Annotated in this window: 14 protein-coding genes; 12 read left to right on the top strand and 2 right to left on the bottom strand. The window is 32.2% G+C overall.

Annotated features, from left to right (window positions below; genetic code table 11):
• The first annotated feature begins 5 nt into the window (after nt 1-5).
• Nucleotides 6-869, top strand: coding sequence for a DegV family protein (locus tag PKN74_RS05455; protein WP_472309369.1), 864 nt, complete (start codon nt 6-8; stop codon nt 867-869).
• 48 nt (nt 870-917) lie between these two features.
• Nucleotides 918-2,036 (top strand): hypothetical protein, encoded by a 1,119-nt coding sequence (locus tag PKN74_RS05460; protein ID WP_472309371.1) that lies wholly within the window; start codon nt 918-920, stop codon nt 2,034-2,036.
• 32 nt (nt 2,037-2,068) lie between these two features.
• Here the strand turns inward: PKN74_RS05460 and PKN74_RS05465 are convergent, their stop codons facing one another.
• Both PKN74_RS05465 and PKN74_RS05470 read right to left on the bottom strand, forming a co-directional pair.
• Nucleotides 2,069-3,085 carry a 6-phosphofructokinase gene (locus PKN74_RS05465; RefSeq protein ID WP_472309373.1) on the bottom strand — a complete coding sequence of 339 codons (1,017 nt, stop codon included), beginning with the start codon at nt 3,083-3,085 and terminating at the stop codon, nt 2,069-2,071.
• A gap of 38 nt (nt 3,086-3,123) precedes the next feature.
• Nucleotides 3,124-5,106 carry a sodium-translocating pyrophosphatase gene (locus PKN74_RS05470; RefSeq protein WP_472309375.1) on the bottom strand — a complete coding sequence of 661 codons (1,983 nt, stop codon included), beginning with the start codon at nt 5,104-5,106 and terminating at the stop codon, nt 3,124-3,126.
• 209 nt (nt 5,107-5,315) lie between these two features.
• On the opposite strand from PKN74_RS05470, the gene PKN74_RS05475 reads away from it, so the two are divergent.
• The 10 genes from PKN74_RS05475 to rpmB all read left to right on the top strand — a co-directional run bounded on the left by PKN74_RS05475 (nt 5,316) and on the right by rpmB (nt 12,416).
• The gene (locus PKN74_RS05475; RefSeq protein WP_472309377.1) at nt 5,316-5,636 is read left to right on the top strand and encodes a hypothetical protein; all 321 of its coding nucleotides are present in this window, start codon (nt 5,316-5,318) and stop codon (nt 5,634-5,636) included.
• Between the two features lie 29 nt (nt 5,637-5,665).
• Nucleotides 5,666-5,992 (top strand): cell division protein ZapA, encoded by a 327-nt coding sequence (gene zapA, locus PKN74_RS05480; RefSeq protein WP_472309379.1) that lies wholly within the window; start codon nt 5,666-5,668, stop codon nt 5,990-5,992.
• Nucleotides 5,989-6,801, top strand: coding sequence for a glutamate racemase (murI, locus tag PKN74_RS05485; RefSeq protein WP_472309381.1), 813 nt, complete (start codon nt 5,989-5,991; stop codon nt 6,799-6,801). Before zapA ends, murI begins: the two co-directional genes overlap by 4 nt.
• 19 nt (nt 6,802-6,820) lie before the next feature.
• A complete protein-coding gene (rapZ, locus tag PKN74_RS05490) occupies nt 6,821-7,687 on the top strand; it encodes an RNase adapter RapZ (protein ID WP_472309383.1) in 867 nt (288 codons plus the stop codon).
• Between the two features lie 36 nt (nt 7,688-7,723).
• Nucleotides 7,724-8,659, top strand: a complete 936-nt coding sequence (locus PKN74_RS05495) for a gluconeogenesis factor YvcK family protein (protein WP_472309385.1) — start codon at nt 7,724-7,726, stop codon at nt 8,657-8,659.
• Nucleotides 8,647-9,573, top strand: coding sequence for a DNA-binding protein WhiA (whiA, locus tag PKN74_RS05500; protein WP_472309387.1), 927 nt, complete (start codon nt 8,647-8,649; stop codon nt 9,571-9,573). The genes PKN74_RS05495 and whiA overlap by 13 nt, the downstream gene beginning before the upstream one ends.
• A 38-nt stretch (nt 9,574-9,611) precedes the next feature.
• Nucleotides 9,612-10,064 carry a transcriptional regulator NrdR gene (gene nrdR, locus PKN74_RS05505; RefSeq protein ID WP_472309389.1) on the top strand — a complete coding sequence of 151 codons (453 nt, stop codon included), beginning with the start codon at nt 9,612-9,614 and terminating at the stop codon, nt 10,062-10,064.
• Between the two features lie 15 nt (nt 10,065-10,079).
• Complete coding sequence (gene greA / locus PKN74_RS05510; RefSeq protein ID WP_472309391.1) at nt 10,080-10,559, top strand: transcription elongation factor GreA; 480 nt, start codon at nt 10,080-10,082, stop codon at nt 10,557-10,559.
• A 46-nt stretch (nt 10,560-10,605) separates the two neighbouring features.
• Nucleotides 10,606-12,108, top strand: coding sequence for a lysine--tRNA ligase (lysS, locus tag PKN74_RS05515; RefSeq protein WP_472309393.1), 1,503 nt, complete (start codon nt 10,606-10,608; stop codon nt 12,106-12,108).
• A 113-nt stretch (nt 12,109-12,221) separates the two neighbouring features.
• Nucleotides 12,222-12,416, top strand: a complete 195-nt coding sequence (gene rpmB, locus PKN74_RS05520; protein WP_472309395.1) for a 50S ribosomal protein L28 — start codon at nt 12,222-12,224, stop codon at nt 12,414-12,416.
• The last annotated feature ends 128 nt before the right edge of the window (nt 12,417-12,544 follow it).

Raw genomic sequence — 12,544 nt, forward strand, 5'->3', positions numbered from 1 at the left:
ATCTATTGATAGGTTTAATATGTGATTCAGCAACTGATACACCTAAAGAAATACTTGAAAAGGATTTTGTTGAAATGGTTCCTTTGAAGGTTATAATTAATGGTAAAGAATATAAAGATGGTATCGGCATAACTCAGCAAGAAGTCTTGGAAGCTATGAAATACACAGTTCCTAAAACCTCCTTGCCTAGCCATGAAGATATTGTTAATGCATATAAGACACTTATTGACAAGGGGTATAATGAAATCTTTGTAATAACCGTACCAGAAAAACTAAGTGGAACTTTTGGATTATTTAATGCGATAGCAGAAGAAATCAAAGAAATGTACAGCGATGTAAGTATAGAAGTTGTAGATTCAAAGAGCGGATCTCTTGGAGCTGCTATGATTATTAGTAAAGTAGCGGAGTATATAGAAGAAGGAAAAAGTTTTGAATACATAAGGGGACAACTAGATATATTGATAAATGGAAAATCAAAAGTTTTTTTTGTTGTACCAACCTTGAAATATTTAAAAGCCGGAGGAAGAATAGGAAAAGTTTCAGGAACATTGGGTGAAGTATTAAATGTCAAACCTATAATTTCAATTAACGATGAAGGAGAATTTCATGAAGTTGGAAGGGCAAGGGGAATGAACAAAGCTATAGATAAACTAGTAAGTTCCTTTCTTCAGTGGGTTGGAGAAAGAAAATTAGAATTTCTTGCTATCGCAAAGTCTGGAGAAAAGGAAGAGACTGTAAATTACTTTAATTATGTAAAATCTAAACTGAAACATCTCAATCCAAAGAAAATCTTCACCGGTGAAATTTCGTCTGTTGCTTTGGTTCACTTAGGAGAAGGATTAGTAGGCGTGGGTGGATTATTAGAATGATCTTGTAAACGTTTTATTAATATTATCTTTGAATTGGTTGTGATTATTATGAAAAAATTTAAAATGATTATTTTAACGATTATTTTTGTATTTTTTTCATTTTCAACAATATTTTCTGCAATGTCTGTAGATGAAAAGATGCTTTTGCAATCGATAGCTCATGGAACAGATTTTACAAATGTCACACCATATCCTGTAGCATTTTCAGAAGGGCTAGAAGTCTATCCTTTTTTTATATCCTTTTCCAACGACTTCCTATGGATAATTTCTGGTTTATTTAAGACAAATTGGTCGGATCTTGAAAGAGGTTTGTACCTTTCTGATTCTTTACCTTATGTAACAGGATTTATGGGCGGATATAATGCTAGCACTCTGAAAGTTATTTCAGGTGCATATTTTTTTGATCCTTTTCTTACTGAAGAAGAACTTTTAAGACAAAAAGACACTTCTTTTGATAGGAATTCTGATAGATACAGATCAACAGAAGGATATGCTGATCCTTCAAAAGCTCTTTTCATTCATAGAGTTGAAATGGTATTGTTTGAACGACTAAGATTATCTTTAAATGAGTTAAAGTTAATTGGAGGAAAATATCCAGATTTGTCTGATGCTAATCCCTTTGGAATTTTCCATAATACAATGGGAGAAGGGTACTCAAATAGCATGCTTGGAGTAGATTTTTCATTAATACCTGTAAAGGGTTGGCAATTATATGGACAACTTGCAGTAGACGATTTTTTAGTTCCAGAAACTGAGTCTGGTGCGGAAGATTACAAACCTACTGCGTTAGCCTGGGGTTTAGGTACACGCGTAGTAAGAAAAAAAGAACATTTCTACGTATCACCCAAATTTGAATATTATAAAGTATATACTTGGATGTACAATCAATGGTTACCTTATCTAAGGTACACCGCTAAATATAATTCTCAGGAGATACCAATTGGTTTTGATTATGGAAATGATATGGAAGGTTTTCTTTTTGGATTAGATATCTTCAACGATAGGGTTAAGTATAAATTCATAATTGAAAGATATTTAAAAGGAGAAATTGATCTAGAAACTCCTTATGAAGATGAGCGAAAAAAAGAGAAGGAAAGTTGGCCTGGTCCCTATGGTAAAACCACTCCATTTTTTTCTGTTTCTTTCTCCTTTGAGATAGAAATTTAGCGGTGCTAGTTGCACCGCTAATTATATGTTCACTAAAAAAATAATTCAGCCATTTTATATAATTCTTTATCAATTGGTTTGTTTTTCAGCATTTCCTTATTGTACGGAGTTTCTATAACATCAAAACCTTTTAAACCCAAAGCGATGTTAGTTTTCCCTTTTTTAACGGCCTCAATTGCACTAAATCCAAATTTAAACGCAAGAAACCTATCAAAAGATGTAGGAGTACCTGCTCTTTGTAAATAGTCGAGATTTACAGTCCTGCATTCAATATTTTCAAGTTCTTCTTTTATATACTCAGCAACTAATTCAGAGGGTCTCATAAAACTTCGGATTTTTGGATCTTTAACTATATTCTTTATCTCTTCGGGCAATTTTACCTTCTCTTCAACAACTACCAATGAAAACCTTCTGCCTATGTTATATCTTCTATTTATATTCTCTATCAACCTGCTCGGAACGAACTCTATTTCTGGGGTTATTATAAAATCTGCCCCTCCCACCATTCCACCAATGGTGGCCAACCAACCACATTCATCTCCCCCAACCTCAACAACGATAACTCTATGGCCAGCACTAGCTGTAGAATGAAGTCGGTCTAACGCATCACTAACAGTTTGTAGTGCTGTTAAATAGCCTATGCTTAAATCTGTCCAATTTAAATCGTTATCAATCGTAGCCGGAATAATAATTGATGGAATTCCTTCCTCAGCCAGTTTTAAAGCTATGTTAGTTCCTGTATGTCCTGTTAATAGAATTAAAGATGTGATTTGATACTTAGAAAAATTATTTTTTAACTTCTTTAGATCTTCAGGTTCAGCAGTTGGATCATATTTAGAAGAACCTAAAACAAAGCCTCCTTCGGGTAATCTGCCAGAAACGTGTTCCTTGGCCAATATACTCATCTTATCTTCAACTAAACCTATGAATCCATCATATATCCCTACAATTTCTACATCTTCATGAGCACCTTTAACTATCAATGCCCTTATCACTGCGTTTAGACCAGGACAATCCCCACCTACATTTAAAACACCAATTCTTTTCATTTTTATCACCTCTTTTGATTTTTATCATTAAAAAAGCTCTAACCAAAGATTGTTTCAAAAATTGGGATAATTACAATCGAAACGATAGACATAAGTTTTATTAATATATTTATCGATGGTCCCGCAGTATCTTTCAAAGGATCTCCAACTGTATCTCCAACTATTGAAGCTTTATGAGACAAAGAACCTTTTCCGCCTAGCTCTCCACTTTCTATAAGTTTTTTTGCGTTATCCCAAGCACTTCCAGAATTAGCCATAAAAATGGCTAACATCACACCACACACAGTTGCACCCGCTAACATTCCTGCAACCGCTTCTTTTCCCAAAAATAAATAAGTGAGAATCGGAGCCGCTATAGAGATAAGAGAAGGCAAAACCATATGTTTTAAGGCTCCACTAGTAGCAATTTTAACACACTTTCCGTAATCCGGCTCAGCTTTTCCATCAATTAATCCCACTATTTCTCGAAATTGTCTCCTTACTTCTTCAACCATCAAATTTGCAGCCTTGCCGACCGCTTTTAATACCAAAGATGAAAAGAGAAAAGGGAGCATCGCTCCAATTAACAATGCAACAAAAACATTTGCGTGATTCAAATCAACTATAGATATATTAACTGCTTGAGTGTAAGAAGCAAAAAGTGCCAAAGCTGTTAAAGCAGCTGACCCAATTGCAAAACCTTTACCTATTGCTGCCGTGGTGTTACCTACGGCATCAAGTGTATCAGTAATTTCCCTAACATGTGGATCTAACTTAGCCATTTCAGCTATTCCTCCAGCATTATCCGCAATGGGCCCATAAGCATCAATTGCTAGAGTAATTCCTAATGTAGATAGCATTCCAAGAGCAGCAATTGAAATTCCAAATAATCCATAGAGTTTAAAAGATAGGACAATACTAATTCCTATAAAAAGGACTGGGAAGAAAATAGACTCCATCCCCAATGCCAAACCATTAATAATTAACGGAGCGGGTCCTGAGGGAGCACTTTTAGCAAGATCATTTACAGGTTTTTTAGATGTATAATATTCAGTAACAGCTCCGATCAGGATACCTGCCATCATACCTAAAATTGCTATTAAAGCCGGTTTAAAAGAACCAAGAACGATTTTAGAGATAATAATAACAGCAATTGCCTGAAAAAATGATGTAATATAGGTACCAAAATCTAACGCTTTTTGTGGTTCTACATCTTTAGACTTTTTGATAAATAAATTAACAAAAATTATTCCTAAAATTGATAAAATTAACCCTGATGAAGCTACAAAAAAAGGGAAAACTGCTCCCTTAATGGAGTATTCAATGCCTCCTAAAACCGAAGCTGAAAATATTGAACCTACATATGATTCATATAAATCCGCTCCCATTCCAGCCACGTCACCGACATTATCCCCAACATTATCTGCAATAACAGCTGGATTTCTAGGGTCATCTTCTGGAATGTTTGCCTCTAACTTACCAACTAAATCCGCTCCAATATCTGCAGCTTTTGTAAATATACCTCCACCAACTCTTGCAAACAAAGCTGCAAAAGAGGCTCCCATGGCATATCCACTCATCATTTCAACATTCCCATCAAAAAAGAAAAATACACCTCCTAATCCTATTAACCCTAATGATACAACAGTCATCCCCATGACAGCTCCCCCATTAAAAGATATAGTCAGGGCATCTTTTAAGCTTTTGGTTGCTCCATAAGTAGTTCTCGAATTTGCCCTTGTTGCAATAGCTAAACCAAAATATCCAGCTAACGCAGAAAATAATGAACCAAATAAAAATGAAATGGCCATTGAAGAAGAACTTATCCACCATAGAAAACATGCTGCTAAAGCAAGGACAATGAAAAGTATCCTATATTCTGCTATTATAAAAGATCTTGCACCGACTTGAATTGATTTAGAAAGTTTTTGCATTTCTTCGTCGCCTGGAGATTTTTCTAAGACGTTAAAAACTAGAAAGATTGTGAAAATAAGACCTATTCCACCACTTATCACAGCAACTAATCTTGTAACTTCGCCCATAAATCTCCCTCCTGACCGTAAATTATTTAATTTTGAATATTATAACATAATAATATTATTATGTTATAATATGTAATGGAGTTTAAAGCAATTTTTGTTTTTCAAAAGTTTTCTATTTTTCAATACTTTTTCATTTACTTATGTTATAATAAAAAAACTTAGAGTTAATAAAAAATTATTGATTTTAAATCAAAAAGGGGGAAATTAGAATGGAAATTTTGAGAGATTTAGAAAATATGTTGGAGACCTTAGCAGACAGATACAATGAATTAAAAAAGGAAAGAAACACTCTTAAGTCACAATATGAAGAATTATTTAACGAGTACGAAAAGCTGAGTAACGAAAAAGAAGAATTAAGTAGACAATTAGAAGAAGTAAAAAGAAAAAATGAAGAAGTAGAGAATTACTTAAACCAGCTTAAATCAACTTTAATCTCACGAGTAGGGGAGGATTTTTTAAATCCTAATTATGATATTTCTGACGAATCAAATAGCTCTTCCTCAGGTGAAAGTTATAATGCTTCGTACTGATTTATAGAATTTTTGAAGGATTGATTCTAATGAAAAATTTTAGGAGCGTCGAAGTTAATATTTTGGGTAAAAACTACAGATATAGAGTTAATGAACCTGAAGAAGTTATTAACAAAATTTTAGACGAAATAAAATCCGAGGTTGAAGATTATGCAAAAAAAATTGGCGAAGAAAAGATAGATTATATTTTGTTGCTTATGTTACTTAACGAAAAATTAAACACGATTAAAACTAGGCAAGAAATAAAAGATTTAATTGCCAAGTTTAGTAAGTTGTTGAATACAACTTTAAATTATTTTCCAGAAGATCAAGAAACAAAAGAAGAAGACAAACCAGTAAGTTGGGAAAGAAAATGAAGATAGGCTTTTTTGATTCAGGTATTGGTGGACTTACTGTTTTAAAAAAGGTGATTAACAATTTTGGAAATCACAAATATTACTACTTAGGAGATAGTTTAAATGTTCCTTATGGTTCTAAACCTATCTCTTTTCTTCTTAGTAATGTTGAAAAGATATTTCTTTTTTTCGATTCTTTGAATGTAGATATTTTAATATCCGCATGTAATACCACTGATTCTATAATCAAAAAAAATAACTTTAACTTAGATAATTTTAATTTTAAGTATGTAAGCTTAATAGAAAATGTGGTAAAAAATGTACATAAAAATGATTCTGTTTTGCTATTAGCCACTGAAAATACCGTTAAACTAGGCGTCTATAGAGAATTATTAAAAGCAAAAGGTGTAACAAAGTATGAAGAAAAGGCTTGTCCACTTTTCGTTCCATTAATTGAAGAAGGTTATTGGTATGGTCAAATGGCTGATTCTATATTGAGATTCTACTTAAGAGATTACAAATCCAAATACAAAAAAGTTATATTGGGCTGTACCCATTATCCTATCTTAGAAAAACAAATAAAAAAATATACAAATTCCTTAATATTAGATCCTGCTGATGGAATAATAAACTTTTTAGAGGAAGAAGTTCAATTAAGCAAAAATAGTGGAGATATTAAAGTCAATTATTATATTACGGGAAATGTTGAAAAGTTTGAATCACTTTCAAAAGCTTTTATGTTTGATGTAAGTTATAAACCGTTTTTTAGTAAACTTAATTTAACCAAAATAAAAAGTAGAGAAAAAAACTTTGTTGATATCAGACAATAATTCAAAGGGATGATTAATTGTGGAAAATAACCCAGTAGTGTTCTTAATAACAGGGTTATCAGGAGCTGGGAAATCTACATTATTAAGAGCTTTAGAAGATGAACAATATTATACTGTAGATAATGTTCCTCCTAACTTAATAGAACATTTTTTAAACATTCTGTGTACTAGCAATGTAAAAAAACTTGCACTTGTTAGCGATATTCGGTGGAAAGATCCAGAAAGTTTATTTCATGTATTTAACAACATAGAAAAATTGGCAAAATGTGCTATGGAAATACATAAAGTATTTTTAAAGGCTGATAAACCTACAATAATAGATAGATACAAAAAATCTAGAAGGATTCATCCCCTTGAAAAGTCTCTAGAGATAGCTATTGATGAAGAAATACAAATAATGAGTAAAATAGAAAAAATATGCGACATTGTAATAGATACCTCTTCAACAGAACCTACTGAATTAAAAAAGAAGTTTTTCCAAATCATAAATGAAAATGTAAGAAAGTTAAGACTAAATATTATGAGCTTTGGATTCAAAGAAGGAATTCCTCCAACTGTTGATTATTTGGTAGATGTTAGATATTTACCAAACCCCTTTTATTATCCTGAAATGTATCAATTAACAGGATTAGATGAGAAAGTAATTCAGTTTTTAGAACAGTTTCCTGAAACTTATGAAACTATTAATAAGGTAGTTGAATTCGCTAAATTTGTACAAGATAAATACTCAGAAAGTGGACGTTACGAAGCTTACTTTTGTATTGGATGTACAGGCGGACAACATCGCTCTGTATATGTAGCGCAAAAGGTGTACGAAAAATTAAAAGCAGAAGGAAGAGATGTTTCGATTATTCATAGAGATTTAGCAAAAGCGATTAATTTTTAATACTCAAAATTCAAATTTTTTTTACTGGTGAGAATTATGAAAAGTATAGTTGCGATTGGTGGGGGAACAGGACTAAGCCAGGTTTTAAGAGGATTAAAATGGTACAAAGATATCGATATAGTTTCTATCGTTACAGTGACAGATGATGGAGGTAGTTCAGGTGCGATAAAAAATGACTTTGAAATACCTCCTCCCGGCGACATTAGAAATAACATCTTAGCTTTGGCTGAAAAAGAATCATTGCTAACTAAATTACTTGACTATAGATTTAATGAAGGATTCTTAAAAAATCATAACCTTGGTAACATAATTTTGCTAGCATTAACTAGGATGAATAACAACAATTTTCCTCTTGCTATAAAAACATTGTCAGAGGCGTTAAAAATAAGAGGAAGAGTGTATCCCTCTTCCTTAGATTTAATAAGATTGGCGGCAGAATTTGAAGATGGAGAAATATCGTTTGGGGAAACTAATATAGTTTCAAAAAACAAAAAAATAAAAAGGATTTGGTTGGACGGAAATGCTGAAGCTTTTGAAGAAAGTGTTTTGGCAATAAAAAATGCGGATCTCATAGTTTTAGGTCCAGGAAGTTTGTATACAAGTGTTCTTCCAAACATTTTAGTTGATGGCATCAGAAATGCAATTAATTCAAATCACAACAAAAGGGTCTATATCGCAAATATAATGACTCAGCCAGGTGAAACTACTGGCTATACCTTGAAAGACCATGTGAAAGAAGTAGAAAATTATCTTGGAGAAAAATTAGATTATATAATTGCGGATGATTCTAATTTACCACCCCAAGTAGAAGAAAGATATAAGGAAATGGGTGCTTCACAAGTCATTATAGATATGGATGGAGACAAAAGACTCATAAAGTCAAATTTGATTTATATAATAAATCAAGAAAAACCTATTGTTAGACATGATCCAAAAAAAATTTCTGAGTTGATAGTAAGATGTATAAACTGAGTTCCTTTTCTGAAAAAGTAAAATTGTCTTTAGTTAACTCCAAAATTCTGTTTCCAGAAGCGGAGTTTTTTGGTTTTTTTGTAGGGAAAGGAGAGAGTTTTGAATATCATAACGAAAAGTTAATAAAGATAAAAGTTACGTCAATGAATAGTTTAAAAAGATTATATAAAATAACAAAGATTTTTTATCCAGAAAAGATAGAATATAAATCATATAATGACAAAAGATTAGATCTAGGAAGTACTGGCATCATTTATTTAAAGAGGGAACTTCTCGAAAAAAGTTTAAAAAATTATTCACTATCATTTGACAAAGACAAATTCCCACCCTTTTTTAAAAAAGATCCTCTTGTTTTTGGTTCTTTTTTGAAAGGGTTGTTTCTTTCTTGTGGTTCGGTTTCAGTTAAAAATTCATATCATATGGAATTTAACTTACAAGATGTCAAAAAGAGTTTCCTTTTAGATATAGTTAAAACTTTTAGAGATCTTGTGGGAGTAAAAGCAAATATATTTAGTAAAGATAAAAAGACGAAAATTTATATAAAAGCTAAAGAAGATATTTTAAATACCTTAGAATTAATAGGAGCTGCAGAAGCTGTTTCTGAGTTATACAAACTTATAGGGGTAAGAAATATAAGAGGAAATGTAACTAGGACCGTAAATTTAATCTCAGCAAACGCTGAAAAAACTGTAAAAAGTTCTATGAAGCAAATAGAAGATATCCAAAAAATTGATAAAGCTATGGGTTTAGATAGTTTACCTAAAGATCTAAAAAGCATAGCCTTATTTAGATTAGAAAATCGCGATGCTAGCTTAAAAACAATGGCCGAAGAACTTGGTATGAAAAAATCTACTCTATACTATAAACTAAATAAAATTTCTAAAATTGCTAATTCTATAGAAAATTCTGATTAAAAAAGTATTTTTTAAGATTTGAATAAGGCGGTGTAACTGTGAGATGCCCGTTTTGTGGTTATGAGGAAACAAAAGTTCTCGATTCAAGACCTGTTGGGAAAGGTGCTTCTATTAGAAGAAGAAGAGAATGCCTTAGATGTGAGGGAAGGTTTACTACTTACGAAAGATATGAACAGAACAACATAAGAATAATCAAGAAGGATGGGAGACGCGAGCTATACAACAGACAAAAATTAACGCTTGGGATTGTAAAAGCTTGCGAAAAAACTCCCGTTACTACTGAACAGATAGAAGAGATTGTCGATAATATTGAGGAACAATTAAGAAAAAGTGGAAAGTCAGAAATCTCCTCTTCTGAAATTGGAGATAAGGTTATGGAACAGTTAAAAGTTGTCGATCAGGTGGCTTATGTTAGATTTGCTTCTGTTTATAGGGAATTTCGCGATCTTGATGGATTTTTAGACGCAATTAAAGAATTAAAGGATAACTAAGGGAGGAAGTCAAAAGTGGCTGAAGAAGTGTACAAACTTACTCGAGAAGGGTATGAAAAACTTAAAAAAGAAAGAGAAGAGTTAAAAAAGAAACTTATGGGAGAGATTGCTGAGAGAATAAAAGAAGCAAGAGAACTGGGTGATTTATCAGAAAACAGTGAATATGAAGAAGCTAAAAATGAGCAAGGAAAAATAGATTCTAGAATTAAAGAAATAGATTATATTTTGGATCACGCCGAAATTATAGAAAATAATGGGAACTCCGATAACTCTAAAGTTGATTTAGGTAAAAGAGTTAAAATAAAAGATTATCGTTTAAACCAGGAACAAGAATTCATTTTGGTAACTGCCCAAGAAGCAAACTTAGCCGAAAAGAAGATCAGCGTAGATTCTCCAATAGGAAGGGCGATACTAGGTCGTAAAAAGGGAGACATAGTTAAAATCAAAACTGCAAGAGGCGATTATAAGAAAATAGAAATTAAAGATATTTATTAAAGATTTTTTTAAAATTACAGAATTCAAGCACTATAGGAGGCAAAAAATGGACTTACGAAAACAACGATTGAGCCAAATAGAGGAACTAAGAGAAAAAGGTTATGAACCCTATAAATATAGATTTTCCAAAGATTACAATTCTCAACAAATTAAAGATTTATTTGACGATAGAATTAAAGCAGGACAACTTTTAGAGGAAATGGTATTTAATTACGCTGGCAGAATAATGACAATAAGAATGCATGGCAAATCTGCCTTCGTGGATTTAAAAGATGATTTTGGGCGGATACAAGCATATGTAAGATTGGATCAAGTGGGGGAAGATCGTTATGAATTTTTCAAAAAATATATTGATATTGGAGATTGGATGGGAATAAAGGGCTATCCTTTTAAAACAAAAACTGGGGAATTAACGCTATTAGTTCAAGAATTAGAATTACTTTCAAAGGCAATTAGACCATTACCAGAAAAATGGCATGGATTGAAAGACAAAGAAATTAGATATAGACAAAGATATGTTGATATGATTGCCAATGATAACGTAATAATAACTTTTAGGACAAGGTTTTTAGTTACACAATATATAAGGGAATTTTTAAATGAGAGAGGATTTTTAGAAGTTGAAACTCCTGTTCTTCAGATGATTATGGGGGGAGCAAATGCAAAACCGTTTATTACACATTTGAATGTTTATGACATAGATATGTACTTAAGAATCGCAACGGAACTTCATTTAAAGCGTTTAGTAGTTGGGGGAATGGAAAAAATATATGAAATAGGGAAAATTTTTAGAAATGAAGGAGTATCCAACAAGCACAATCCTGAGTTTACTACTCTCGAGCTATATCAAGCTTATGCTGACTACAACGATATAATGAATTTAACAGAAGAATTATTGTATCACGTTACAACAAAAATACATGGAACATCAAAGATAAAATATCAAGGTCAAGAATTAGACTTCAAACCTCCTTTCAGAAAAGTTAAAATGTGTGAGTTTATTAAAGAGAATCTTGGTATAGATATTCTTGAGTCATCTGATGAAGAACTTAAAAACTTTTTGAAAGAACAGGGTCAATTTGTGGAAATTGAAGACAGATACCATTATATTGATAAAATTTGGGATCTAGTTGAAGATAAAATAATAGAACCTACTTTTGTTATAGATTACCCAACAGAAATATCCCCATTAGCAAAAAGAAAAAGAGATGATCCTAGGCTCACGGAAAGATTTGAGCTAATAATAAACGGGACTGAGCTGGCGAATGCCTTTTCTGAGTTAAATGATCCTCAGGATCAGTTTGAAAGATTTAAAAAACAGATGCAATTGAAAGAACTCGGTGATGAAGAAGCACAAACAATGGATCTTGATTTTATAAGAGCTTTGGAATATGGTCTTCCTCCTACAGGTGGCTTAGGAATAGGTATTGATAGATTGTGTATGCTTTTAACTGATACCCCTACAATAAGAGACATCATTCCATTTCCAATTGTAAAACCTATGTCATTTGAGGATGAAGAAGCTTTGTTGAGAGATGAAGAGGGTTAATCCCCTTTATTTTTTGAATTTAATAAAAATGAATATATATAATAAAAGTTATACTGAATTTTTATAACTTCAAAAACATCTATAAAAAGTAATAGCTAAGGGAGGAATAATACATGGCAAGAAAATGTGAGATATGCGGCAAAGAGCCCAAGTCAGGAAATAAAGTTGCTAAATCAAAAGTAATTACAAAAAGAACATGGAAACCAAACGTTCAAAAGATAAGAATTGTTATGCCAGATGGTTCGGTTAGAAGAAAGTATGTATGCACAAGATGTTTGAAAGCCGGAAAAGTACAAAAAGCCCATTAAATCAATTAAAAACATCGGCCAAGTTAAAAGCCGATGTTTTTATATTTTTTAAATTTTAACTTTTAGATTTGGCGTGCCTGGCCGGATTTGAACCGGCAACCTCCGGATCCGCAGTCCAACGCTCTATC

It is taken from the genome of Defluviitoga sp. (assembly GCF_035349255.1).
Taxonomy (GTDB): domain Bacteria; phylum Thermotogota; class Thermotogae; order Petrotogales; family Petrotogaceae; genus Defluviitoga.

Bases quoted from the DNA above. Each gene is read 5' to 3' on its own strand.
- PKN74_RS05460 (WP_472309371.1), top strand. From the start codon at position 918: ATGAAAAAATTTAAAATGATTATTTTAACGATTATTTTTGTATTTTTT.
- PKN74_RS05465 (WP_472309373.1), bottom strand. From the start codon at position 3,085: ATGAAAAGAATTGGTGTTTTAAATGTAGGTGGGGATTGTCCTGGTCTA.
- PKN74_RS05470 (WP_472309375.1), bottom strand. From the start codon at position 5,106: ATGGGCGAAGTTACAAGATTAGTTGCTGTGATAAGTGGTGGAATAGGT.
- PKN74_RS05475 (WP_472309377.1), top strand. From the start codon at position 5,316: ATGGAAATTTTGAGAGATTTAGAAAATATGTTGGAGACCTTAGCAGAC.
- zapA (WP_472309379.1), top strand. From the start codon at position 5,666: ATGAAAAATTTTAGGAGCGTCGAAGTTAATATTTTGGGTAAAAACTAC.
- murI (WP_472309381.1), top strand. From the start codon at position 5,989: ATGAAGATAGGCTTTTTTGATTCAGGTATTGGTGGACTTACTGTTTTA.
- PKN74_RS05495 (WP_472309385.1), top strand. From the start codon at position 7,724: ATGAAAAGTATAGTTGCGATTGGTGGGGGAACAGGACTAAGCCAGGTT.
- whiA (WP_472309387.1), top strand. From the start codon at position 8,647: ATGTATAAACTGAGTTCCTTTTCTGAAAAAGTAAAATTGTCTTTAGTT.
- lysS (WP_472309393.1), top strand. From the start codon at position 10,606: ATGGACTTACGAAAACAACGATTGAGCCAAATAGAGGAACTAAGAGAA.
- rpmB (WP_472309395.1), top strand. From the start codon at position 12,222: ATGGCAAGAAAATGTGAGATATGCGGCAAAGAGCCCAAGTCAGGAAAT.